Genomic DNA, 22,249 nt, shown 5'->3' on the forward strand with positions numbered 1-22,249 from the left:
TGCGCAGATGCATAGCCTTTTGGGGGATCGATGGACCTTTGGACTGCCTTTCAGGCTTTGATTCTTGGCGTTGTAGAAGGACTGACGGAGTTTTTGCCCATTTCCAGTACCGGGCACCAGATCATTGTTGCGGACTTGCTCGAGTTCGGTGGTGAACGCGCCATGGCGTTCAACATCATCATCCAGCTCGGGGCGATCCTGGCGGTGGTCTGGGAGTTTCGCCGCAAGATTTTCGACGTGGTCATTGGATTGCCAACCCAGCCGAGTGCGCGACGTTTCACCGCGAACCTGCTGATTGCCTTCCTGCCGGCCGTGGTTCTGGGGGTGATCTTCGCTGACTTGATTCACCATTACCTGTTCAACCCGATCACCGTGGCCGCAGCCCTGGTCGTGGGTGGCGTGATCATGCTGTGGGCCGAAAAGCGTCAGCATGAAGTGCATGCCGAAACCGTCGATGACATCACCTGGAAAGATGCGCTCAAGGTGGGTTTCGCCCAGTGCCTGGCGATGATTCCCGGCACTTCGCGCTCCGGCTCGACGATCATCGGTGGACTGCTGTTCGGCCTGTCGCGCAAGACCGCTACCGAGTTCTCGTTCTTCCTGGCCATGCCGACCATGGTCGGTGCCGCGGTGTACTCGGGCTACAAGTACCGCGACCTGTTCGTGCCGGCAGACTTCCCGGTGTTCGCGATAGGTTTCGTCACCGCTTTCATCTTTGCGATGATCGCCGTACGTGGCTTGCTCAAATTCATCGCCAGCCATAGTTATGCGGCGTTCGCCTGGTATCGCATTGCCTTCGGCCTGCTGATCCTGGCCACCTGGCAGTTCGGCTGGGTCGATTGGACAGCGGCCCAGCCATGAGTGATTCCAGCGCACGCAACAACCCCGGTCGGCAATCCGGGGGAGGGGTGCAAAACCTTCGCCTGAAGTGGCTGGTGTTTGCGATCCTGTGTGCGCTGCCTCTGTTCGGTTCGATGTCGTTATGGCTGTATGGGGTGTCGACGATTCCCCTGGCGGCCTATGGCATCGTCAGTGTGCTGGCGTTTTTGCTGTATTGGAGCGACAAGCGCAAGGCCCGCGCCGATCAGTGGCGAACCCCGGAAAACGTGCTGCATGCGCTGGAGTTCGCCGGTGGCTGGCCGGGCGCCTTGTTGGCTCAACAGGCGTTTCGGCACAAGACGCGCAAGGTTTCGTTCCAAGTGGTGTTCTGGTTGATCGTGCTGATGCACCAGGTGTTCTGGATCGACCACTTGTTCCTCGGCGCACACCTGTTCGCGCTGTTCTAAAGCAGTAAGCCGACCTGGCTGCGCTTGGGCAATTTGCTGACGACCAGTTGATGGGAGCGCCTTAGCAGCGCCTGCAATTCCTCGCCGCCCAGCGGATAGGGCGTGGCCATGATGATCCACTGGGCGCGTGCCAGATAAGGCGCCGGATGAATTCCCGGGCGATCGCAATGACCGAGAAACAAATCCTTGTCGACCTTGAACGCCAGTGACGCACCGCGCAGGCCCTGCAGGGCGAACATCTTGTTTGCGGCAATCGAAAACACCCGTACGCCGCCCCATTTGTAGTCTTCCCGTGCACCCGGCAGTGCGAGGCAGAATGCTGCGACCTCGTCTTCGCTCATGCGCCCAGCCTTCATATCAAGCGATCTCCGCAGGCATTGAATGTTTCGATCAAATGGTCAAGCCAGGCGCGAACCGCCGGCATCACCCCACGTCGATGAGGGTAGACGGCTTGCAGCCAGCCTCCCGGCAAGGACCACTCGGGCAGCAACTGCACCAGAGAGCCGTTTGCCAGTTCCTGCTCGCAGTACATCATCGGCAACGTGGTAAAGCCCTGGCCGGCGAGGGCGCAGGTCTTGCGCACGATGAAGTCATCAATGCCCAGTCGTGCTTCAAGGGACAGCTCGTAACTTTTGCCCTGACGATCAACCAGACGAATGTGCACCATTCGATCGGGTTCAAGTGCACCCAGCACTGGCAGGCTTTTCAGGTCATCGGGATGACTGATGTCATGTCCCTTGAGGAACGCGGGGCTGGCCACCATCAGCATTTGCGCCTGACGCAGTCGGCGTGTAACCAATAGCGGGTCTTCGTCGCCGGGCTCGCGTACACGTAAAGCGACGTCCACGCCTTCGGTCACCAGATCGACGCGGCGATTGACCAGCATCACTTCCAATTGCACCTGGGGAAATTTTTCGAGGAAATTGCTGATCACACCCGGCAACATTTCATGGGCCAATCCGACCGGCGAAGACACCCGTAAACGACCGCGTGGTTCGCTGGACATGCTGGCCACAGCCTCATCAGCCATTTCCGCTTCGAGCAGCATTGCCTGGCAGTGTCGCAGGTAGCGTTCACCTACAGCCGTCAGCTTGAGCTGGCGGGTGGTGCGTTGCAGCAGACGTGCGCCGAGACGCTCTTCCAGTTCGGCAATGCGCCGCGACAAGCGCGATTTGGGAATCCCCAGCGAGCGCCCGGCCGCTGCGAAGCCGCCAGCCTCGACAACTTTGGCGAAGTAATAAAGGTCATTGAGGTCTTGCATGCGTGTGTGCTCGATTGTTCTATCAGTGAGACAAACTATCGCATTGTTGCATGCTAATCAGCTATTGGTTTCGTCTGTAGGATTGTTTCCATCAGATCGCCCTTGTGGGCGATCCTCACCTGGAGATCCCACATGAAACTGCTGCATATCGATTCGAGCATTCTTGGTGACAACTCGGCTTCCCGTCAGCTGAGCGGTGAAGTGGTCAAAGCCTGGCAAGTTGCCGAGCCATCCGCTGTGGTGACCTATCGTGATCTGGCCGCTGATGCCATCAGCCACTTTTCCGCGACGACGCTGGTTGCTGCCGGGACCAGCGCTGAACTGCGCAATGCCGCACAACAGCACGAAGCCGAACTGAGCGCCCAAACCCTCGCTGAATTTCTCGCTGCCGACGCAGTAGTGATTGCCGCGCCGATGTACAACTTCACCATTCCAACCCAGCTCAAGGCCTGGATCGACCGCATCGCCGTGGCCGGTCAGACCTTCCGTTACACCGAAGCCGGTCCTGAAGGCCTGTGCGGTGGCAAGAAAGTGGTGATCGTTTCGACGTCCGGCGGCCTGCACGCAGGTCAGGCGACCGGCGTAGCCCACGAAGAGTACTTGAAAGTGCTGTTCGGTTTCATCGGCATCACCGATATCGAGTTCGTTCGCGCCCACGGCCTCGCCTATGGTGATGAAGTGCGTACCAAAGCCATGAACGACGCCCAGACGCAAATCAGCGAGCAACTGTTCGCCGCTGCGTAAGGCTTGCGTAAAGCAGCAAACCGTTCAGGTAAAGCCCCAAAAAACTCTGTATTCTGGATACGCAAGTACCAGGTGCGGAGTTTTTTGTTTCTGGTCGTTACAGGTTGTGGCCCAAGATATGCAATCGAGGGTTTACCTCCATGGTCCGGTAACAAGGTGGGCATCCCATGATGCGTCTTTGTGCAACCTTAGTGATATGCCTGTTGAGCAGCCTGAATTCGGTGCACGCCGCCCCCGCGCCACATCCTCACTGGAGCGTCGGTTATCACGAGATGAGTTTTCTCGACCCGCTCGATCTGCAGCCGATGCGCGGCATCGCGTTCTATCCCTCCAGCGAAAAAGAACATTCCAGCAAGCTTGAGGGCTACACGGTCGAAGCCGGCGAAGACACCAGGGTCGCCATGGGCCGCTTCCCGATGCTAATGCTCTCCCACGGCAATACCGGAACCCCGCTGGCGCTGCACGACCTGGCCACGTCGCTGGCTCGCAAAGGGTTTGTGGTGGTGGCGGTGATTCACCCCGGGGACAATTCCAGGGACCACAGCCGACTCGGCACCTTGAGCAACCTGTACGGGCGGCCGATCCAGATCTCCGAAGCCATCACCGCGACGTTGGGCGATCGTATGCTCGCGCCGTTCGTCAATGCCGAGCAGGTGGGCGTTATCGGTTATTCAGCCGGCGGGGAGACCGCGTTGATTCTGTCCGGCGCGACGCCCGATCTCGATCGCCTGCGCCGTTACTGCCAGGAGCGTCCGGATGACCGTGACGCCTGCAATACCCAGGGTGAGTTGATTGTCGACCGTGATGATTTGCAACCGGTGGCTGACCCGCGGGTCCATGCGTTACTGCTGATGGCGCCGCTGAGCCTGAAGTTCGGCCGACACACGTTGGCCGATGTGCATGTGCCGGTGCTGCTCTACAGCGGTGACGGCGACAAATTGGTGGCCTTTGACAAGAACGCCGCAGCGCTGGCGCGCAAACTGCCCATCGCACCGGACTTCAGATTATTGTCCGGGGCAGGGCACTTCGTGTTCATGGCACCTTGCAATGACGAACAGATCGCGATCATGCCGGCACTTTGCACCGATGCTGATGGCGTCGACCGCGAAGACATTCATCGCAATCTGATTGCCGAGGCTGGACGTTTTTTCTCGCGTACCCTGGGCAAGGCAACCCGGGCCGGGATGCAAACCGCCGATCAGTAGCTCAACGCCCCCACAGTTCATTGGGCCATCGAACGCTGCTTGAGCAGCAGCGTCAATCCAAGACCGCTGATCGACAACAGCGCCGCACTGAAGAAAATCCACGAGTACCCCATGTTCAGCGCAATGGCCCCCATCAGCGGGCCGGCAATCGCCAATGCCAGATCGAAAAATACTGCGTAAGCACTCAGTCCCGCGCCACGGCTGGAGTTGGGCACTTGTTTGATCGCCTCGACACCGAGCGCGGGGTAAACCAGCGACAGGCCAAACCCGGTCAACCCGGCACCTATCAAGGCATACCCGGTTGAGGGTGCGAGCCACAGCAGCACCAGGCCGACTGTCTCGATGGTCATGCAGGCAATGGCCGAGCTGAATCCGCCAAACCGGCTGATGCTGGAAATGAACAACAATCGCGCAAGGATAAAGCACACGCCGAACACCGTCAGGCAGTACGCCGCACCGCTCCAGCCGCGGTTCAAGTAGTACAAGGTAATGAAGGTGGTCAGGGTGCCGTAGCCAATGGACGCCAGGCTCAAGCTCGCACCGAACGGTGCAATGCGCCCGAACACCGCCCAGAACGGCAAGCGCTCACCACGCACCACTGGCACCGACGGTTTGTTGCGAATCAACAGTAGCGCCGCCAAGGCCAGTACCGACAGGGCAATGCCCAGGCTGGCGAACCCCAACTGAGCGACCATCACCACCCCCAACGGCGCTCCGATGGCGATCGCACCGTAGGAAGCTATTCCATTCCAGGAAATCGAACGTGCCGTGTGCTCCGCGCCAACCTGGCCCATGCACCAACTGATGGTGCCGACGCCGATCAAGCCTTGGGCGATCCCCAGCAACAAGCGGCCGGCGATCAGGATCGACAAACTTAACAACGGAAACCCTTGCAGCAAGGTCGACAGCAGCGTCAGCACACCGCTCAACACAATCCCTGACAACCCGTAAACGATCGCCCGTTTGGTCCCGACGTTATCGGACATGCGTCCGGCCATGGGCCGACTGAGCAGGGTCGCAAGGTACTGCGAACCAATGGTCAGCCCCGCGATTACAGCACTGAACCCCAGTTGTTCATGGACATACCCCGGCAACACCGCAATGGGCAAGCCGATGCAGAGGAAGGCAATAAAGGTGTAGAAAACGATGGAGACGATCTGCAGGGTGATCGCCATGGAGCTTTGCGGTGGCTGTTGCTGCGCAGACATGAGGGCTCGTTCGCGGGCGGCGGAGGGAGAGCTGCATGATGGCTTGGGCGCGGGATAAAAGAAAGCTGGCTAACTATGTTTTCCAGGTCGTGATCCTGATCGTTCCCACGCTCTGCGTGGGAACGCAGCCCGGGACGCTCCGCGTCCCATTCGAAAGCTGGAACGCGGAGCGTCCCTAGAGGCGTTCCCACGCAGAGCGTGGGAACGATCAGGTCGCAAAATGCAAAAAGCCCCGTCACAAGGACAGGGCTTTTCGATTCAAGCGGAGGCTTAGAACACTACGCCCTGGCTACGCAGGTAATCGTCATAGGTACCGCTGAAGTCGGTCACGCCATTCGGGCTCAGCTCGATGATGCGAGTGGCCAGGGAGGATACGAATTCACGGTCGTGGCTGACGAAGATCAACGTGCCTGGATAGTTCTCCAGCGCCAGGTTCAGCGCTTCGATGGATTCCATGTCCAGGTGGTTGGTCGGTTCGTCCATCACCAGTACGTTCGGCTTTTGCAGGATCAGCTTGCCGAACAGCATGCGACCTTGCTCACCACCGGAGATGACCTTGACCGACTTGAGGATCTCGTCGTTGGAGAACAGCATCCGGCCCAACGTGCCGCGAATGATCTGCTCGCCCTGTGTCCACTGACCCATCCAGTCGAACAGGCTGACGTCGTCTTCGAAGTCGTGGGCGTGGTCCTGGGCGTAATAGCCCAGCTCCGCGCTTTCGGTCCACTTCACGGAACCGGCGTCCGGGGTCAGCTCGCCCATCAAGGTGCGCAGCAGGGTGGTTTTGCCGATACCGTTCGGGCCGATGATCGCTACGCGCTCGCCAGCTTCAACGGTGAAGCTGAAGTTCTTGAACAGCGTCTTGCCGTCGAAGCCTTTGGACATCTGCTCGATGGTGACAGCCTGGCGGTGCAGTTTCTTGGTCTGTTCAAAGCGAATGAACGGGCTCACGCGGCTCGATGGCTTGACCTCGGCCAGCTGGATCTTGTCGATCTGCTTGGCACGGGAAGTGGCCTGCTTGGCTTTCGAGGCGTTGGCCGAGAAGCGGCTGACGAACGTTTGCAGTTCGGCGATCTGGGCTTTCTTCTTCGCGTTGTCCGACAGCAGTTGCTCGCGGGACTGGGTCGCCGCGGTCATGTACTCGTCATAGTTGCCCGGGAACAGGCGCAGTTCGCCGTAGTCCAGGTCAGCCATGTGGGTGCAGACGCTGTTGAGGAAGTGACGGTCGTGGGAAATGATGATCATGGTGCTGTTACGCACGGTGAGAATCGATTCCAGCCAGCGAATGGTGTTGATGTCCAGGTGGTTGGTCGGTTCGTCGAGCAACAGCACTTCCGGATCGGAAAACAGCGCCTGGGCCAGCAATACGCGCAGCTTCCAGCCTGGAGCGACTTCGGACATCGGGCCGAAATGCTGTTCCAGCGGAATGCCCAGGCCCAGCAGCAGCTCACCGGCACGGGACTCGGCGGTATAACCGTCCATTTCGGCAAACTCGGTTTCCAGTTCGGCCACGGCCATGCCGTCTTCTTCGCTCATTTCCGGCAGCGAGTAGATGCGGTCGCGCTCGGCCTTGACCTTCCACAACTCTTCGTGACCCATGATCACGGTGTCGATCACGGTGAATTCTTCGTAGGCGAACTGGTCCTGGCGCAATTTACCCAGGCGCACGTTCGGTTCGAGCATGACCTGACCACCCGAAGGTTCGAGGTCACCGCCAAGAATCTTCATGAAAGTCGACTTGCCGCAGCCGTTGGCGCCGATCAAGCCGTAACGGTTGCCACCGTTGAATTTGACCGAAACGTTTTCGAATAGCGGCTTGGCGCCGAACTGCATCGTGATGTTAGCTGTAGAGATCAAAGGTTTTTCCTGCGAAGCATTCAGAGTAGCCAGGGTGGCGGCTGGACCGCGCTTGACCCGAGTCAAGGTGCGCTGAAACGGGTTTTTTCCGTCATCAACGAGGTGGCGCGTAAAGTTTGGCGGCGATTGTACTGGTCTGGCTCTTTAAACGATAGGGCAATGGAGGCCACACCGTCGTTTTGGCGGTAGCAGTGCGCATTTTCAATGTTATAGGTTAACTATTGGTTACAAAGTGTGGCTAAAATGCCATCTCTCACCGAGGCCGACATACGGCCTGGCTCGAAAACGGGCCAAAAGACGCTGCACAAGCCTCCACACGCCGCTGGCTGGCAAGGGGCGCAGTTTGTTCACTTCTGATGTGTGACGATTTCCGTGAAACTGATCATTGCCGCTGTCTACGTTGTATCCATCGCGTACGTCCATCTGCGCGGTCGCGTGCGCCACAAGTTGGGGCGCCAGTTGAGCGATCACTCGACGTTTCTGGCGCCGATCAATTGCTTTCTTTATCTGTTCTCGAAAGTCCCCAACAAGCCCTACCTGGATCCGGCGGACTTTCCCGACCTGACGCCCCTGCAAACCCATTGGCAGGAAATCCGCGCCGAAGGCCAGAACCTGCTGCGTGCCGGCGAGATCAAGCGTTCCAACCAATACGATGATGTTGGCTTCAACTCGTTTTTCAAGACGGGCTGGAAGCGCTTCTATCTCAAGTGGTACGGCGACAATCACCCGTCGGCGATGAAACTGTGCCCGCGCACCACTGAGTTGGTTCAGAGCATCGGCTCGATCAAGGCCGCGATGTTCGCCGAGTTGCCGCCGGGCTCCAAACTGGTTCGTCACCGTGATCCGTATGCTGGTTCCTATCGTTATCACCTAGGACTGGAAACGCCTAATGATGCCGGTTGCTACATCAACGTCGATGGCGAGAACTATCACTGGCGAGATGGCGAAGCCGTGATGTTTGATGAGACCTTCATTCATTACGCGGAAAACACCACACAACAGAACCGCATCATTCTGTTCTGCGATATCGAGCGCCCGATGAAGTATCGCTGGGCAGCCGCGTTCAATGGCTGGTTCAGCCGCACGGTGATGTCGGCTGCCGGCGCGCCCAACGAGGCGGGCGACAAGACGGGTGGCATCAATCGCCTGTTCGGCAGGATTTACAAGATTCGTCTGCGCGGCAAGGAATTGAAGAAGCGTAATCGCAAGCTCTATTACTTGCAGAAATGGGCCTTCTTCGGTGGTCTGCTGGCGATTTTTGTCCTGGTCTGAATCTCTTGTCAGTGCTGCTGCTGACGTCATCGCGGGCCTGCCTGCGATGACGCCGGAACATTCACCGCATCACTTGCTGACTTTCTTCCGCGCAGCCGGTTTGCTCGCTGATTTGCTCTTGGCAGGCGCCTTGTCGGCGCTCCTGCCCCCAAGACTGCGCTTGAGCAGTTCGGTCAAATCGATGACATCCGCGGTCTTGCGCTCTTCTTCGCCAGTCGCCGTTTCAATGTCTTCGATCTTGCCTTCATGGGCCTTCTTGTCGACCAGGGCCATGATCTTGTCTTCGAATTCATCCCGGTAATCTTCGGGCGTCCATTCTGCGCTCATGTCCTCCACCAAGCGTTTGGCCATGTCGAGTTCACCTTTGGCCAGTTCTGCTTTGGTGACGTCCGGCCCTAACGCCAGCTCGTCAAGGCTGCGGACTTCCGCCGGCCAACGCAGCTTGACCAGTACCAGCGCCGATTCCAGTGGCATCAATGCCGCGAGGTACTGGCGGGTATGCAACACCACGCGTGCCAACGCGACTTTCTTGGTTTTGGTCAACGTCTCGCGCAACAACGCGTAGACTTTGCCGCCACGTTTATCCGGTGCCAGGTAATAGGGCGTATCGATGTTTTGCAGCGGAATCTGTTCGCCGTCGACAAAGGCGAAAATGTCGATGGTCTGCGTGGATACGGGGTGCGCTGAGCGAATTTCCTCTTCGCTGAGCACCACATAACGACCCTTTTCGTAGGCTACACCTTTGACGATGTGTTCCTTGGTCACCTCCTTGCCGGTGACCTTGTTCACACGCTTGTAGCCCACCGGCTCCATGCTGCGGCTGTCGAGCCAGTCGAAGTCCACCCCTTGGGAAGAGGTCGCTGAGACCAGCGCCACGGGGATATGCACCAGTCCGAAACTGATCGCGCCTTTCCAGATTGCCCGTGCCATGGTCGTGTTCTCGCGAGTGATGATCAGGTGACCGTAGGCCTCGAGCAAAAGTTTCAGCGGCCTGCAGCCCGTCTCTCGCGCAAGATCAACTTCGTGTTACACCTTGCCGTTGAGGTTTTGATTAACAAATCCGAACCCGGGGCGTAGCGTGCTATCGAAGACCTTACACGCGCGTGCCCAGAGGCAACCCATGAACAGATGCATCCTCGGCTTCATCCTGTTGGCCTCGAGCAGCATTCTCGGCCCGCTGGCCCAGGCGCAAGTCCCTTCGACTCACGCGCCGTTGCTTTTGGCGCAGAGCCTGCCGAACAGCGGTAACAACAACCCCTACAACAGCCCGATTCGCCGGGCCAATCCCAACAGCATGCAAGGCACGCAACCCAGTGCCCCAGCGATCCGAGGACCGAACACGGTCCCTGTGCCACGTCCGCCAACCCTCGACAACGGTGGCATCGGCAATCGCTACCCGCAGACGCCAGCGGCTCCCGCCAGCTCTCCCAGATTCATACCCAACCCGCCAGCGCGGGGTACTCCCATTCGTTGAACGGCAAAATCTGCATTTCTCCCCGCCATTCTCATGACAAAAGGAATCGTGCATGTTGTGTAAATCTCTTCTGACCGCTCTCTGTGCCAGTGCAATGTTGACCGTTACGCCGCCTGTGCTTGCCGCGTCCGCGCAGGCGATGAAAAGTGAACTGGGCACGCTTGAAGTCACGCCCATCGCCGAGGGGCTGGAGCACCCCTGGTCCGTGGCGTTTCTGCCGGATCGCCAGGGCATGCTGGTAACGGAAAGGCCCGGTAATCTGCGCCTGGTCAACACGCAGGGCAAGGTGTCGGCGCCGATCAGCGGAGTGCCCAAGGTCTGGGCCAAAGGGCAGGGCGGCTTGCTGGATGTGGTGCTGTCACCCGACTTCAAGCAAGACCGCTTGATCTACCTGTCCTACGCCGAGGGTGGTGGTCAGGGTAACAAGGCCGGTACGGCCGTCGGTCGCGGCAGGCTGTCCGAAGACCTGACGAGCCTCAGGGATTTCACGGTGATTTTCCGTCAGGAACCCAAGCTATCCGTCGGCAACCATTTTGGCTCACGGCTGGTATTTGACCGTGATGGTTATCTGTTCATTACCCTCGGGGAAAACAACGACCGGCCGACCGCACAAGACCTCGACAAACTCCAAGGCAAGGTCGTTCGCATATATCCCGACGGCAAGGTACCGGACGACAACCCGTTTGTCGGTCAGTCCGGTGTGCGTCCCGAGATCTGGTCCTACGGGGTGCGCAATCCGCAAGGTGCGGCGCTCAACCCATGGACCGGCACACTGTGGGAAAACGAACACGGGCCTCGGGGCGGGGACGAGATCAACGTGATTGAGCGCGGCAAGAATTACGGTTGGCCATTGGCGACTCACGGCATCAACTATTCCGGGCTGCCCATTCCTGAAGCCCAGGGCAAAACCGCCGAAGGCACCGTCGGGCCACGGCATTTCTGGGAAAAATCTCCCGGGTTGAGCGGCATGGCGTTCTACGACGGCGATCGTTTCAAGGCCTGGCAACACAACGTTTTCATTGGTGCGCTCGTCACGCAGGAACTGATCCGTTTGCAGTTCGACGGCGACAAGGTGGTTCACGAAGAGCGCCTGCTGGGGGAACTGAACAAGCGCATCCGCGATGTGCGGCAGGGGCCGGATGGTTACTTGTATGTGTTGACCGATGAAGAGGACGGCGCGTTGTATAAAGTCGGATTGAAGTAACGCAAAAAGGATCGCAGCCTGCTGCAGCGCCTGTATGAACACGCGCGACCTGGAAGCGCCGCCGCAGGCTGCGATCTTTTCAACGGTTATGCAGGATCACCGCCGCCCTTAACTTGTCCCGACCAAAGCTGCACATCTTCTCGAATTCCCTATGGCTGACCGGCACATGCTGGCAGTCCATGGTTTGTCGATGCTGGCTGTGGTCCACATCGGGATCGTGCAGATAGACGAATTCGTCGTCGCAATCGGTAACGATCACCCAGTGCGGTGATTTGGAGCGAGTCAGGCGATAGCTGCTGATCAGTACCAAAGGCTGACCGCCTTGCTCCAGCAGCCGTGGGAGGTCCAGCTGTCCGCCGATTTCGCACTCGACGTCGCTGGCAAGCAACTGTTCAGTGAACGCTTCGTGCACCAGACGCATTACGTCTTTTTTATGCTCGTTGCGCACGCCGTCGAGAAACAACGGCCCGCTCATGCTCAGTTGCAGACGCACCCGAAACCCGCGGCGCCAGGCCGCCAACGCCAAGCCTTGAGGGCTGCAGCCACCGTGGCCGGAGGTCATGAAAACGGTAGTCGCCTCGCGCCAGATCTGCAGTTCTTCGCGGCGCTGCGGATATTGGTCACGCTGCAGTGCGGCCATGGCCATGATCAGGCAAGCCGGACCGCAGGTGAATTCGGTGGTTTGTGCGTAATAAGGCACTTGAACGTTACGCGACTCGCGATGCTCAAGGATGCGTTTTTGCAGGCGCAGCGCATCGGCATGGTCCTGGTAATAGTCATGAATCACGGCGAAGCGCCGGTAGCCGTTGCGTTCATACAAGGCAATCGCCGCAGGATTGTCGATACGCACCTCCAGCCGCAAATAAGCACAGTCGTGCTCCAGAGCGCAGGCCTCGACGCAATCGAGCAATTTTTTACCCAATCCGTTGCCTCGTGCCTGGGCGGCGATGGCGATCGAATACAGTCGTGCCAGCGACGTACCTCGATGAAATAGCACCACGGCGTAACCCAGCAAATGCTCACCGTGCTGTGCTACCAACAGTTGCCCGTGGGCACGAGTAATCATCCATTGAAAGCTGCGACTGTTGAGCCGATCGGTGGTGAAACACTGCTCTTCCAGTTGCAATAACTGAGGCACGTCTTGCAATACCGCCAAACGAAATATTGTATTCATACGACCGCCGTAAAAGTTGCGTAACGAAACGGGACTTTCAAAAAACATCGTGCTTAATAGGAAAGGTCTTGTTCACCAACGGATCGATCACTATGTCAGCGGTACAAGGTCATTGGCGCGAAGTATCCGAGCAAACTTTGCCGGCGGCAATCACTTCTGAAACTTATTTAAAAGGTTCTTCAAATGAGTCGGGTAGAACTTCCAGCCAGTTGATTATCATCGTCGAACGCAGGGAGGACTGGGCTTCCTACTTTCCCAGCGAGGACATTGTCACGGCCCAGGAATACCTGGAACAAACCCGCGACAACGACCAGGGCAAGCGGGTTCAGGTCATCAACCTGTGCCGCAGCTACAAGTATCTGGGGCACGGGTACTACTGCTCGCTGCTGGCAGAGGCCCGTGGGCACAAGGTCATTCCCTCTGTGCGAACCATCAGTGAACTCACCCGTAAATCCTTGTACGGCCTAGCGTTGGATGACTTGGATAAAACCCTGGAAAAAGCGCTCAGTCATCATGCTTACAGCGATACCGAAGGTTTTACCCTGACACTTTACTTCGGCAAGACCAATATCGAGCCGTTGCAGGATTTGGCGCGGCAATTATTTGAAGTATTTGCCTGCCCGATTTTGTTAGTTGAATTTCGTCGAACTAACGGCTGGCACATCGAAGGCGTTAAGTCGGGCGCACTGCATAAGTTGCGCGAAGATCAGGAAGATCAGTTTGCACAATCCCTGGATAGTTTCAGTCGAAAAATCTGGCGCCAGCCGCGATCCCGGCGATTGGCCCGATACGACCTGGCCATTCTGCATGACCCCCAGGAAGCCTTGCCGCCCTCCAATGCCAAGGCGCTGGATAATTTTGTCAGGGTCGGCCGGACGCTGGGCATCGACGTTGATCTGATCGAGCGCAAGGACTATTCGCGAATTGCCGAATACGACGGCTTGCTGATCCGCGAGACCACCAGCGTCGACAACCACACGTATCGATTCGCCAAGAAGGCCGAAAGTGAAGGGCTGGTAGTGATGGACGACCCGGCGTCGATTCTGCGTTGCACCAACAAGGTGTACCTGACCGATCTGCTCAAGAGTCACCAACTGGGCATGCCCGCTACTGAAATACTCTACAAGGAACGACCGGAAGATTTCGAGCGGGTGGGCGAACGCCTGGGGTTTCCGTTGGTGCTGAAGATCCCCGACGGGTGTTTTTCCCGGGGTGTCATCAAGGTCGAAAGCCAGCAAGCCTTGCTCGAAGCTACCGCTGAATTGTTCGAGCATTCGGTGTTATTGCTGGCGCAGGAGTTTTTCTACACCGAGTACGACTGGCGCATCGGCGTGCTGAACCGCAAGCCGATCTTTGCCTGCCAGTACTTCATGTCCAAGGGCCATTGGCAAATCTACAACCACAAGGCCAAAGGCCAGGATATCAACGGTGAGTGCCGAACCCTGGCCGTCCACGAAGCGCCGCGAGCGGTGGTGGAGCTGGCAGTGAAGACCGCCAACCTGATCGGCGATGGTCTGTACGGCGTTGACCTCAAGCAGTCGGGGGACAAAGTGGTGGTGATCGAGGTCAACGACAACCCGAACATGGACGCGGGTATCGAAGACGCGTACTTGCAAGACGACCTGTATTCACTGGTGCTGGAAGAGTTCGTGCGACGCCTGGAACTGAAACGTCGCGGCCAGGCCTGGTGATCAGCCGATGATCAAGGGCTTTGAATTGACCCACGGCGCTCTGCATGCCGTCGAGCGGCTGGATGCCCCGGTCGTGCTGTTCAGCAATCCCGATGTGGCCGAGCGCGACCTGTTGCACAGCCATTTCAAACTCGATGAACACGCCTTGGCGTCGGCACTCGACCCTGACGAGGTGTCGCGCATCGAGTTTCACCCCGACAACCTGTTCCTGATCTGGAAACGCCCGGAAAACTACTCCGGCTCGCAGAGCCTGGCGTTTGAAGTGTCATCCTGTGGCTTGCTGTTTTGCCTGGACCGCTTGCTGGTGATCGCCACCGATGACGCGCCGCTGAGTGGGTTGGGCAAGCGTCAGGCGCTGAACACGCCGCTGGATGTTTTGCTCGATCTGCTCTTCAACAACATCCATCACTACTTGGGTCACCTCAAGGTGATCAAACTGGTTGCCCGGGAGCTGCAGCAGAAATTCAATGCGTCGATGCAGAATCAGCACCTGATCCAGATGTTCAACCTCAGCGAAAGCCTGATCTATTACATCAATGCCATCCACAGCAACGGCGCGGTCCTCACCCGACTGCGCAACCACGCAGAAAAGCAACACTTCAATGCCCATGCCATCAGCCTGATCGACGACCTGATCATAGAAAACAACCAGTGCTACAAGCAGGCGGAAATCTACTCGACGGTGTTCTCCGGGCTGATCGACGCGCGGGGCAATCTGATGAACAACAGCATGAACAACCTGTTGCGCAAACTGACGTTGATCAATGTGGTGTTTTTGCCGCTGAACCTGATCGCAAGCATCGGCGGAATGTCCGAATTCAGCATGATGACGGCAGGCACGCCGTGGTGGATTTCTTATCCGTTGTTCTTGAGCGCGATGCTGCTGGGGGCAGGGGTGATGGTGCTGGGGCTCAAGCGCTTGGCGAAATGAATCGGGTGATGTTCACCAGGTCTGTGGGCGCGAGCCTGCTCGCGATAGCCGCTTCCAAATCGCCAAAATGTCCGGATCAGAGCTGTTGAGCCGCATCCATGCGGTCGAGCGCGCCGCGTTTGGCGACGCGTTGGCATGATGTGCAAGGATTATTCGGCAACGGCTTTTTCGACTTTAGTCGACGCCGACCAGATCCTGTAACGTACCTCTACATCCTCAGGTACATAGAGCACGATCGGCAGTTTGCTGTTGTAGCGCAGCATGAAACCGTCACCCACCACGGGCACGAAATCCTGTTTGCGCTTGCCGTCCGGGCAGGCCATCAGGGTGCTCATCGGGCCGATGACTTTTTCCAGTCGGTAAAACGGATAACCCCAGCCTTCGAGGTTTTTTTCCTCAAGCATGCCGCCCAGGCGTTGGCGGTTGCAGTCGACGGCAAGGGTCTTGCCAGCGAGGATTTCGACCTGGAAATCGTCTTCCCGGGTTTGCGGTGCCAAGTGAATGACCTGGCGGCTGAAGCCGTCCTCGGCTTTTGGAAATGGCGCGGTTTTTTCCAGCGTTGCCCCGTGGATGACGCCCGACAGTGCAGCCGCGATAACGCCGATGGATGTGCGAACAATTAAAGGACTCATGGTGCCTCCTTGCAGGTAAACAGAAGCGAACGATCGCCTGCGCGCATTCTCCCTGCCACGGGCACTCGATGCAAACTCACGCTGTGTGCAATTTGCAGGGCTATCTGAGGCCGATAGTGCAATTTGCATGACGGTTGTTACAGGTTGTTAACCTAAACCTCTGATTTACCGATGAGCTGCATAGCTGAATTCAAGGCATGTTTTATGCTGTAGATGTTCTTAAGCTGACCGGGATCGCACACGAGTCAGCCATCGATAACCGTTGGCAGTCTCACAAAGGAGAGGGTCGCCATGTTTCTTTCTGCCTTGGAACTTCGCAACATCATTGAAAGCAGTTTCCTGCCGAAACGCTGCCAATGCTCGCTCTCTCCGGACCTCAAGATGACCGTCAAGGTCTTCGCGGAGGATGGCACTGATACCCTCGATCTATTGAGGACAGATATCGATGCCCAGCATCTGAACAGCTGCAGGGAAATCCATGAGTTGATTGCGGGGCTGCGCTCAGACCTTTACCACCATCACGGGGAAAACGAGCACCGTGAGGTGCTGGGCAAAGCGCTGTAGCCCAACGTTTGAATCTGCCGTGCGCTGCGGGCCTGGATCAAAACACCAGGCCCAGCGCCAGATCGAACGCATAAATGCAACTTGTGCGATCAGTCAGTTTTGATAACTGCAAGCGTCCGACAGTTTTCGGTAGGCGAGTTCCGCGGGTTTGCCCGACTGCTGATCGATATACGTCATCGTTGCCGTGATCACTTCACAATCCATCGTCGTGGGTTCGGTCAGGGCAATCACTTTGCCAATGTGCAGGGGCATTCCGTAATGATACGAGGGTATCGCGTCGGCGACGGTGGTGTCCGCTACGGTAAAACCTGAAAAGCTGGCACAGACAAGAGCTGAAGAAACGAGCAAAACGCGCGAGTTCATGGGGCAATCTCCAGTGCAGACGGAAGTCAGCTCGACGGATCGTCGAACCTGCCGCACTGGGCGTCAGAGAACTCTGAGGGCGTGCGGTCCAGTAAGTGTTGGACTGCACGATTAAGCATTGGTTAATTCTCCTGAATGCCACCTGTCGCTTTGCCACTACCGTTCGGCGGACGACCACACCATCAGGTGCGTTATGCCAGTTGTTTTCGATAGGGCAGGTCCGGCCCGGTTTTGCCGCAAGTCAGTGCCGCTGCCTGAACCGCAAACCGCATCATCGCTTCGATCTGCTCGCGGCTGAGCTCACGCAATCCCTCGATTGAATCCAGTTGTTGCTCAGTCAACCAGGCAATCAACGCCGCCTGAAAAGTATCGCCAGCGCCCACGGTATCTGCGATTTTGACCGCGCAGGCCGGCACCGACCACGAACCATGGACCCGGCTGAACACCGTCGCGCCTTCGCCACCGCGCGTCAGGAACACCAACTGGCAACGGTGCTGCAACCAGCCCTCGATGACCCGCGCAGGGTCCTGTTCGGGATACAACAGGCGCAAATCCTCATCGCTGACCTTGATCAGGTCGGCATGTTCGACCAGCGTGGCCACGCGCGAACGCCACAACTCGATATTTGGCTCGGGGTTGAGGCGCACGTTCGGATCGAGGCTGATCAGGCGTTTACCGCTTTCCCGTCGCACCAACGCCAGCAGCGTGTCGGCAATCGGTTGCACCACCAGCGAAAACGAGCCGATGTGCAAGCCGCGTACGTCAGGCCCAAGTTCCGGCAGATGCTCAACTTTCAATTGCCGATCGGCACAACCTTCGCCACGGAAGCTGTAATGTGGCGAGCCATTGGCACCCACCGCAACCATCGCCAGCGTGGTAGGGGCGGCGAAATCCCGTAGATAGCCGGTTTGTACCCCTTCGTCCTGCAGCACTTGCAACAGTCGTCGGCCAAGGTAATCGGTGGACAACCCGGCAAACAGCGCCACGTTCACACCCAAACGGCGCAAACCCACCGCAACATTGAACGGCGAACCGCCGGCAATCGCCTTGAAATTCACTTTTGAAGCCAGGCCACTGGCATCGTTTTCACTGAAAAAATCAAACAGCGCTTCGCCACACACCAGATACATAATTGCTCACTCTTCAAAGGGTTGCGACATGCTGTTGATAGCGTTCGTAGGCTTGCTGCGAAGCCACGACGTTTTGTGCAATGGGCAAGGTTTCACTCGCCGGGTCGAGCTTCACGCAGCGCTCGCACAGATCCGCCAGGCTCTCTTCTCGACCGCTTTCCCGGGACTTGCACCAGGCTGCCTGAATTGCCGCCCCAAGGGCCGCGGCTTCGCTTTGTTCAGTGCAGACCACCGCAGTGTCCATGATGTCCGCGACTACCTGGCGCCATACCGTACTTTTCGAGCCGCCGCCGATCAGGCAAATGCTGCGGCTTTGTAAGCCATTTTGGCGCAGCAGGTCCACACCGAAACGCAATCCGAAGGTCGTGCCTTCAACCACTGCACGGCACAGATTGGCCTGGGTCAGGTTGGTCATGGTCAAGCCGCGCACGCTGCCGGTAGCGTGGGGCAGGGCGGGTACGCGTTCACCATTGAAAAACGGCAGCACACAAACGCCTTCGGCACCGATCGGTGCCTGGGCCGCGAGTGCATTGAAGCGATCGATATCCAGCTCGAATAACTCACGGAACACCCCGGTGGCATTGGTCAGGTTCATGGTGCAAATCAAGGGCAACCAGCCACCGCTCGAAGAACAGAATGTGGCGACTCCAGCGTCCGGGCTGACGATCGGTTGATCGGCATAGGCGTACACCGTGCCGGATGAGCCGAGACTCATGGTGATGGCGCCTGGCCGAATATTGGCGGTGCCGATGGCGCCCATCATGTTGTCGCCACCGCCGCTGGAAACAAGGGCTTGCGGATTGATACCCAATCGTCCAGCGATCGCCGGCAGGATCGTACCGACCGCTGCGTGCGCTTCGATCAGCTCCGGCAATGCCGCTTGCAGGCGCCCGCTCGGATCGATGTCGCGCAGCAATTGTAAATCCCACTGGCGAGTGCGCACGTTGAAATAGCCCGTGCCGGAAGCATCGCCGTACTCGCTGCAACTGCGGCCGGTGAGCCAGAAATTCAGGTAATCATGGGGCAACAGAATGCGGGCGATTCGGGCAAATACTGCCGGATGCTGTTCTTTGGTCCAGAGCAGCTTAGAGACTGTGTAACCCGGTGCGATGACCACGCCAAGGCGCTCCAGCGAACCTTTTTCACCGCCCAGGCGTTCGAGAAGGCGATCGTTCTCAGCGCTGGTTTCGGTGTCGCACCAGAGTTTGGCGGGGCGCAGGACCTGGCCCTGATCATCGAGCAGGACGAGGCCGTGTTGTTGGCCGGACACACCGATGCCGAGGATCGATTGGCCATCGACACCGGCCGCCAGCAATGCGTGGCGAGTGGCGCTGGCGAAAGCATCCAGCCACTGAGCGGGGTCCTGCTCGCGACGGCCGTTGGCGCCGCTGATCATGGTGTGGGCAGCGGCGCCCTGACCAATCACGGCACCACTGACCGCATCGAGGATAATGGCTTTGGTGCCTTGGGTGCCGCAGTCGATGCCGAGGAATAATTGTTGGTCTGCCATGGTGGGTCCTTGGTGTATGAAGGTTGTTCCCATGCTCTGCGTGGGAACGCCTCAATGGACGCTCCGCGTCTGCTTCTGGATGGGGACGCAGAGCGTCCCGGGCTGCATTCCCACGCAGAGCGTGGGAACGATCAGAAATCACTGTGGGAGCGGCGGTGCGACGATTCAACTTGCCCGCGATGACGGCGGCAGATTCACCGCATGCTTACGCCAGAACCCGCTCAAGCGTGCGCGTCACACCCACCTCGCGCAAACTGTTGCAACACCACTCAAACGCCGCGACAAACTCTGCCGAGCGAGGGATCGCGGTGCCGAAAATCTCCTCAACCTCCAGCAAACGCTGGGTGATCAATACGTCGTCGGCCACCAACGCCTGACAGAACGCCGCCCGTGGGTCCGGTATCGAGTAGGTATCGCCATTTTCATCCACGCCTTTCAAGTACAAGGCCCATGCGGCCACCACCAGCGCCGCACGCTTGGTCTCGCGGCCATCGGCGATCAAGCGGTTGATGGTCGGAATGGTGAACTTGGGAAACTTCGACGACCCGTCCGAGCACACACGTTCCAGTTGATCGGCAATGGCCTGATTGGAGAAGCGTTCGACCAGCGTGTTCTTGTAATCGGTCAGGTCAATGCCTGGCACTGGCGCCAGTTGCGGCGTGACGTCGAGGTCCATGTAGGCACGCATGTAGCGCACGAACAGCGGGTCGTTCATGGTTTCGTGAACGAAGCGATAGCCCTTCAAGAACCCTAGATAGGTCAGGGCCAGATGACTGCCATTGAGCAGTTTGATCTTCATCTCTTCATAGGGCGTGACATCGTCGGTGAACTGCACGCCGACCTTTTCCCAGGCCGGCCGGCCATTGACGAACTTGTCTTCCAGCACCCATTGCACAAAGGGTTCGCAGACCACCGGCCAGGCGTCATCGACGCCATGTTTGTCCGCCAGCAGCAGGCGATGCTCAGTACTGGTCATCGGCGTGATGCGGTCGACCATGGCGTTGGGGAACGTCACGTTGCGCTCGATCCAGTTGCGCAACTCGGCGTCCCGCAGCGCGGCGAATGCCAGCAGTGCTTTGCGAGTGACCGCGCCGTTGTGCGGCAGGTTATCGCAGGACATCAAGGTAAACGCGGGTATACCTGCGGCCCGGCGCTTGGCCAGTGCCGCGCAAAGAAAACCGAACACGGTTTTGGGTGAGTCCGGGTTGGCGAGGTCGTGCTGGATCTGCGGCAGGTGCGCCATGAACTCGCCGTTGCTGTCATCGATGCAATAACCGCCCTCGGTGATGGTCAGCGAGACGATGCGAATCTGCGGGTCGGCGAGTTTGTCGATCAGCGTTTGCGCACCGTCCTCTGCCAGCAGCATGTCGCGAATGGCGCCGATTACCCGGACTTCGGTGTCATAGGTATCACCCAGCTCAAACAGGGTGAACAGGCAATCCTGTTGCTTGAGATCGTCGCGGGCGCGGCGGTCTTCGGCACGCAGGCCGACGCCGCAGATCGCCCAGTCCAGGCCCTCGCCAGTGTTCATCAGCGCGTCGGTGTAGTACGCCTGATGGGCGCGATGGAAACCGCCGACGCCGATGTGGGCGATACCTTGGCGCGTGTCGCTCAGGGCGTAGGCGGGCAGGGCCACTTCGGGGGCGAGGTGGTTGAGGTTCTGTTTATTCAGTTTCATCACACACTCTCGCAAATCAGGCAGCAACGCGCAAAGGACGGGTCAGTGCCACGCCGTCGGCATCGAATAAATGGCAGTGTTCGGCATCCAGATGCAGGCTCAGGGTTTCGCCATAACGGCTGGCGAGGTCACCGCGTACACGCATGGTGAGGGCTTCGCCGGAAGCGGTGCGAACATGGCAGAAGGTGTCGCTGCCCAGGCGTTCGCTGACATCGGCGGTGACTTGCAGTGTGCAATCGCCGGGTTTGGCCAATTCCAGGTGCTCGGGGCGAATGCCCAGCGTCACCGCACCGCCGACGCTCAGCTTGGCGCCGCTCAGCGCCAGGCTGATGCGGGTGCCGGCGTCCAGTTGCACTTCACAGCCCTGGCCATTGACCTGGGTGATCCGACCTTTGAGGAAGCCCATTTTCGGCGTGCCGAGAAAACCGGCGACGAACAGGTTGGCCGGCTGGTGATACAGATCCAGTGGCGAGCCGACTTGCTCGATCTTGCCGCCATTGAGCACGACGACTTTGTCGGCCATGGTCATGGCTTCGACCTGGTCGTGGGTCACGTAAATCATCGTCGCTTGCAGGTCTTTGTGCAGGCGCAGCAACTCCAGACGCATCTGCACCCGCAGCGCCGCGTCGAGGTTGGACAGTGGTTCGTCGAACAGGAAGATTTTCGGGTTGCGCACAATGGCCCGGCCGATCGCCACACGCTGGCGTTGCCCGCCGGACAGTTGCTTGGGCTTGCGCTCGAGCATCGGCCCCAGTTCAAGGATGCGCGCCGCTTCGCCGACTTTCTTTTCCACTTCGGCCTTGGGCACGCCGGCCAGATCAAGGGCGAACGACATGTTTTTGCGCACGCTCATGTGCGGGTACAAAGCGTAAGTCTGGAACACCATCGCCAGGTCTCGCTTGGCTGGACTGACTTCAGTGATGTCGCGGCCATCGAGTTCGATGGTGCCACCGCTGACTTCCTCCAGCCCGGCGATCAACCGCAGCAGGGTGGATTTACCGCAGCCCGATGGGCCGACGAAGACCACGAATTCCTTGTCGTTCACTTCAAGGTCAATGCCCTTGA

22 protein-coding genes are annotated in these 22,249 nt (G+C 58.4%); 10 read left to right on the top strand and 12 right to left on the bottom strand.

Annotated features, from left to right (window positions below; translation table 11 throughout):
- Positions 1-30 precede the first annotated feature (30 nt).
- Together D8V06_RS10720 and D8V06_RS10725 are read left to right on the top strand one after the other, a co-directional pair.
- The gene (locus D8V06_RS10720) at positions 31-861 is read left to right on the top strand and encodes an undecaprenyl-diphosphate phosphatase (protein ID WP_056855442.1); all 831 of its coding nucleotides are present in this window, start codon (positions 31-33) and stop codon (positions 859-861) included.
- Entirely contained in the window at positions 858-1,286 is a 429-nt protein-coding gene (locus D8V06_RS10725; RefSeq protein ID WP_130905607.1) for a DUF1294 domain-containing protein, read from the top strand. Before D8V06_RS10720 ends, D8V06_RS10725 begins: the two co-directional genes overlap by 4 nt.
- On the opposite strand, the gene D8V06_RS10730 is transcribed toward D8V06_RS10725, so the two are convergent.
- Both D8V06_RS10730 and D8V06_RS10735 read right to left on the bottom strand, forming a co-directional pair.
- Positions 1,283-1,642 carry an MmcQ/YjbR family DNA-binding protein gene (locus D8V06_RS10730; protein ID WP_130905606.1) on the bottom strand — a complete coding sequence of 120 codons (360 nt, stop codon included), beginning with the start codon at positions 1,640-1,642 and terminating at the stop codon, positions 1,283-1,285. The genes D8V06_RS10725 and D8V06_RS10730 overlap by 4 nt on opposite strands.
- On the bottom strand, positions 1,639-2,547 hold the full coding sequence (locus D8V06_RS10735; protein WP_056855439.1) for a LysR substrate-binding domain-containing protein: 909 nt from the start codon (positions 2,545-2,547) through the stop codon (positions 1,639-1,641). Before D8V06_RS10735 ends, D8V06_RS10730 begins: the two co-directional genes overlap by 4 nt.
- Before the next feature lie 132 nt (positions 2,548-2,679).
- Here D8V06_RS10735 and D8V06_RS10740 point away from each other — a divergent pair, with 132 nt between their 5' ends.
- Together D8V06_RS10740 and D8V06_RS10745 are read left to right on the top strand one after the other, a co-directional pair.
- A complete protein-coding gene (locus tag D8V06_RS10740) occupies positions 2,680-3,291 on the top strand; it encodes an FMN-dependent NADH-azoreductase (RefSeq protein ID WP_056855438.1) in 612 nt (203 codons plus the stop codon).
- 167 nt (positions 3,292-3,458) lie between these two features.
- Positions 3,459-4,496 (top strand): dienelactone hydrolase, encoded by a 1,038-nt coding sequence (locus D8V06_RS10745; RefSeq protein ID WP_130905604.1) that lies wholly within the window; start codon positions 3,459-3,461, stop codon positions 4,494-4,496.
- 17 nt (positions 4,497-4,513) lie between these two features.
- Here D8V06_RS10745 and D8V06_RS10750 read toward each other — a convergent pair whose 3' ends face one another.
- Entirely contained in the window at positions 4,514-5,704 is a 1,191-nt protein-coding gene (locus tag D8V06_RS10750) for an MFS transporter (RefSeq protein WP_130930944.1), read from the bottom strand.
- A gap of 270 nt (positions 5,705-5,974) precedes the next feature.
- Positions 5,975-7,561, bottom strand: a complete 1,587-nt coding sequence (locus tag D8V06_RS10760; RefSeq protein WP_033044478.1) for an ABC-F family ATPase — start codon at positions 7,559-7,561, stop codon at positions 5,975-5,977.
- A 372-nt stretch (positions 7,562-7,933) separates the two neighbouring features.
- On the opposite strand from D8V06_RS10760, the gene lpxO reads away from it, so the two are divergent.
- Positions 7,934-8,833 (top strand): lipid A hydroxylase LpxO, encoded by a 900-nt coding sequence (lpxO, locus tag D8V06_RS10765; protein WP_130905602.1) that lies wholly within the window; start codon positions 7,934-7,936, stop codon positions 8,831-8,833.
- A gap of 69 nt (positions 8,834-8,902) precedes the next feature.
- On the opposite strand, the gene D8V06_RS10770 is transcribed toward lpxO, so the two are convergent.
- On the bottom strand, positions 8,903-9,763 hold the full coding sequence (locus tag D8V06_RS10770) for a Ku protein (protein WP_130930952.1): 861 nt from the start codon (positions 9,761-9,763) through the stop codon (positions 8,903-8,905).
- Positions 9,764-9,953: 190 nt separating this feature from the next.
- Between D8V06_RS10770 and D8V06_RS10775 the strand changes: the two genes are divergently transcribed.
- The gene (locus tag D8V06_RS10775; protein WP_130905601.1) at positions 9,954-10,307 is read left to right on the top strand and encodes a hypothetical protein; all 354 of its coding nucleotides are present in this window, start codon (positions 9,954-9,956) and stop codon (positions 10,305-10,307) included.
- Positions 10,308-10,359: 52 nt separating this feature from the next.
- Entirely contained in the window at positions 10,360-11,511 is a 1,152-nt protein-coding gene (locus tag D8V06_RS10780; protein WP_130905600.1) for a PQQ-dependent sugar dehydrogenase, read from the top strand.
- A 79-nt stretch (positions 11,512-11,590) separates the two neighbouring features.
- Here the strand turns inward: D8V06_RS10780 and D8V06_RS10785 are convergent, their stop codons facing one another.
- The gene (locus D8V06_RS10785) at positions 11,591-12,685 is read right to left on the bottom strand and encodes a GNAT family N-acetyltransferase/peptidase C39 family protein (protein WP_130905599.1); all 1,095 of its coding nucleotides are present in this window, start codon (positions 12,683-12,685) and stop codon (positions 11,591-11,593) included.
- A 92-nt stretch (positions 12,686-12,777) separates the two neighbouring features.
- Here D8V06_RS10785 and D8V06_RS10790 point away from each other — a divergent pair, with 92 nt between their 5' ends.
- Together D8V06_RS10790 and D8V06_RS10795 are read left to right on the top strand one after the other, a co-directional pair.
- Positions 12,778-14,376, top strand: coding sequence for a RimK family protein (locus D8V06_RS10790; protein ID WP_130905598.1), 1,599 nt, complete (start codon positions 12,778-12,780; stop codon positions 14,374-14,376).
- Positions 14,377-14,383: 7 nt separating this feature from the next.
- On the top strand, positions 14,384-15,307 hold the full coding sequence (locus D8V06_RS10795; protein ID WP_130930945.1) for a magnesium transporter CorA family protein: 924 nt from the start codon (positions 14,384-14,386) through the stop codon (positions 15,305-15,307).
- A 149-nt stretch (positions 15,308-15,456) separates the two neighbouring features.
- Here D8V06_RS10795 and eco read toward each other — a convergent pair whose 3' ends face one another.
- Entirely contained in the window at positions 15,457-15,939 is a 483-nt protein-coding gene (eco, locus tag D8V06_RS10800) for a serine protease inhibitor ecotin (RefSeq protein WP_130930946.1), read from the bottom strand.
- A gap of 291 nt (positions 15,940-16,230) precedes the next feature.
- Here eco and D8V06_RS10805 point away from each other — a divergent pair, with 291 nt between their 5' ends.
- The gene (locus tag D8V06_RS10805) at positions 16,231-16,503 is read left to right on the top strand and encodes a DUF1652 domain-containing protein (protein WP_130905595.1); all 273 of its coding nucleotides are present in this window, start codon (positions 16,231-16,233) and stop codon (positions 16,501-16,503) included.
- 93 nt (positions 16,504-16,596) lie between these two features.
- On the opposite strand, the gene D8V06_RS10810 is transcribed toward D8V06_RS10805, so the two are convergent.
- The 5 genes from D8V06_RS10810 to ugpC form a co-directional block, all read right to left on the bottom strand.
- Complete coding sequence (locus D8V06_RS10810; RefSeq protein WP_130930947.1) at positions 16,597-16,866, bottom strand: DUF2790 domain-containing protein; 270 nt, start codon at positions 16,864-16,866, stop codon at positions 16,597-16,599.
- A gap of 191 nt (positions 16,867-17,057) precedes the next feature.
- Positions 17,058-17,996, bottom strand: a complete 939-nt coding sequence (locus tag D8V06_RS10815; RefSeq protein WP_130930948.1) for a carbohydrate kinase — start codon at positions 17,994-17,996, stop codon at positions 17,058-17,060.
- 13 nt (positions 17,997-18,009) lie between these two features.
- A complete protein-coding gene (xylB, locus tag D8V06_RS10820) occupies positions 18,010-19,506 on the bottom strand; it encodes a xylulokinase (RefSeq protein ID WP_130930949.1) in 1,497 nt (498 codons plus the stop codon).
- 205 nt (positions 19,507-19,711) lie between these two features.
- Complete coding sequence (locus D8V06_RS10825) at positions 19,712-21,184, bottom strand: mannitol dehydrogenase family protein (protein ID WP_130930950.1); 1,473 nt, start codon at positions 21,182-21,184, stop codon at positions 19,712-19,714.
- 16 nt (positions 21,185-21,200) lie between these two features.
- On the bottom strand, positions 21,201-22,249 hold a 1,049-nt coding region (gene ugpC, locus D8V06_RS10830; RefSeq protein WP_241667807.1), incomplete at its 5' end, for a sn-glycerol-3-phosphate ABC transporter ATP-binding protein UgpC.

Source organism: Pseudomonas sp. Sample_24 (genome assembly GCF_004307605.1).
GTDB lineage: Bacteria > Pseudomonadota > Gammaproteobacteria > Pseudomonadales > Pseudomonadaceae > Aquipseudomonas.

What these genes read in the sequence shown, in the direction of transcription:
- D8V06_RS10720 (WP_056855442.1), top strand. Translation starts at nt 31, where the DNA reads ATGGACCTTTGGACTGCCTTTCAGGCTTTGATTCTTGGCGTTGTAGAA.
- D8V06_RS10725 (WP_130905607.1), top strand. Translation starts at nt 858, where the DNA reads ATGAGTGATTCCAGCGCACGCAACAACCCCGGTCGGCAATCCGGGGGA.
- D8V06_RS10730 (WP_130905606.1), bottom strand. Translation starts at nt 1,642, where the DNA reads ATGAAGGCTGGGCGCATGAGCGAAGACGAGGTCGCAGCATTCTGCCTC.
- D8V06_RS10735 (WP_056855439.1), bottom strand. Translation starts at nt 2,547, where the DNA reads ATGCAAGACCTCAATGACCTTTATTACTTCGCCAAAGTTGTCGAGGCT.
- D8V06_RS10740 (WP_056855438.1), top strand. Translation starts at nt 2,680, where the DNA reads ATGAAACTGCTGCATATCGATTCGAGCATTCTTGGTGACAACTCGGCT.
- D8V06_RS10745 (WP_130905604.1), top strand. Translation starts at nt 3,459, where the DNA reads ATGATGCGTCTTTGTGCAACCTTAGTGATATGCCTGTTGAGCAGCCTG.
- D8V06_RS10750 (WP_130930944.1), bottom strand. Translation starts at nt 5,704, where the DNA reads ATGTCTGCGCAGCAACAGCCACCGCAAAGCTCCATGGCGATCACCCTG.
- D8V06_RS10770 (WP_130930952.1), bottom strand. Translation starts at nt 9,763, where the DNA reads ATGGCACGGGCAATCTGGAAAGGCGCGATCAGTTTCGGACTGGTGCAT.
- D8V06_RS10775 (WP_130905601.1), top strand. Translation starts at nt 9,954, where the DNA reads ATGAACAGATGCATCCTCGGCTTCATCCTGTTGGCCTCGAGCAGCATT.
- D8V06_RS10780 (WP_130905600.1), top strand. Translation starts at nt 10,360, where the DNA reads ATGTTGTGTAAATCTCTTCTGACCGCTCTCTGTGCCAGTGCAATGTTG.
- D8V06_RS10785 (WP_130905599.1), bottom strand. Translation starts at nt 12,685, where the DNA reads ATGAATACAATATTTCGTTTGGCGGTATTGCAAGACGTGCCTCAGTTA.
- D8V06_RS10790 (WP_130905598.1), top strand. Translation starts at nt 12,778, where the DNA reads ATGTCAGCGGTACAAGGTCATTGGCGCGAAGTATCCGAGCAAACTTTG.
- D8V06_RS10795 (WP_130930945.1), top strand. Translation starts at nt 14,384, where the DNA reads ATGATCAAGGGCTTTGAATTGACCCACGGCGCTCTGCATGCCGTCGAG.
- eco (WP_130930946.1), bottom strand. Translation starts at nt 15,939, where the DNA reads ATGAGTCCTTTAATTGTTCGCACATCCATCGGCGTTATCGCGGCTGCA.
- D8V06_RS10805 (WP_130905595.1), top strand. Translation starts at nt 16,231, where the DNA reads ATGTTTCTTTCTGCCTTGGAACTTCGCAACATCATTGAAAGCAGTTTC.
- D8V06_RS10810 (WP_130930947.1), bottom strand. Translation starts at nt 16,866, where the DNA reads ATGAACTCGCGCGTTTTGCTCGTTTCTTCAGCTCTTGTCTGTGCCAGC.
- D8V06_RS10815 (WP_130930948.1), bottom strand. Translation starts at nt 17,996, where the DNA reads ATGTATCTGGTGTGTGGCGAAGCGCTGTTTGATTTTTTCAGTGAAAAC.
- xylB (WP_130930949.1), bottom strand. Translation starts at nt 19,506, where the DNA reads ATGGCAGACCAACAATTATTCCTCGGCATCGACTGCGGCACCCAAGGC.
- D8V06_RS10825 (WP_130930950.1), bottom strand. Translation starts at nt 21,184, where the DNA reads ATGAAACTGAATAAACAGAACCTCAACCACCTCGCCCCCGAAGTGGCC.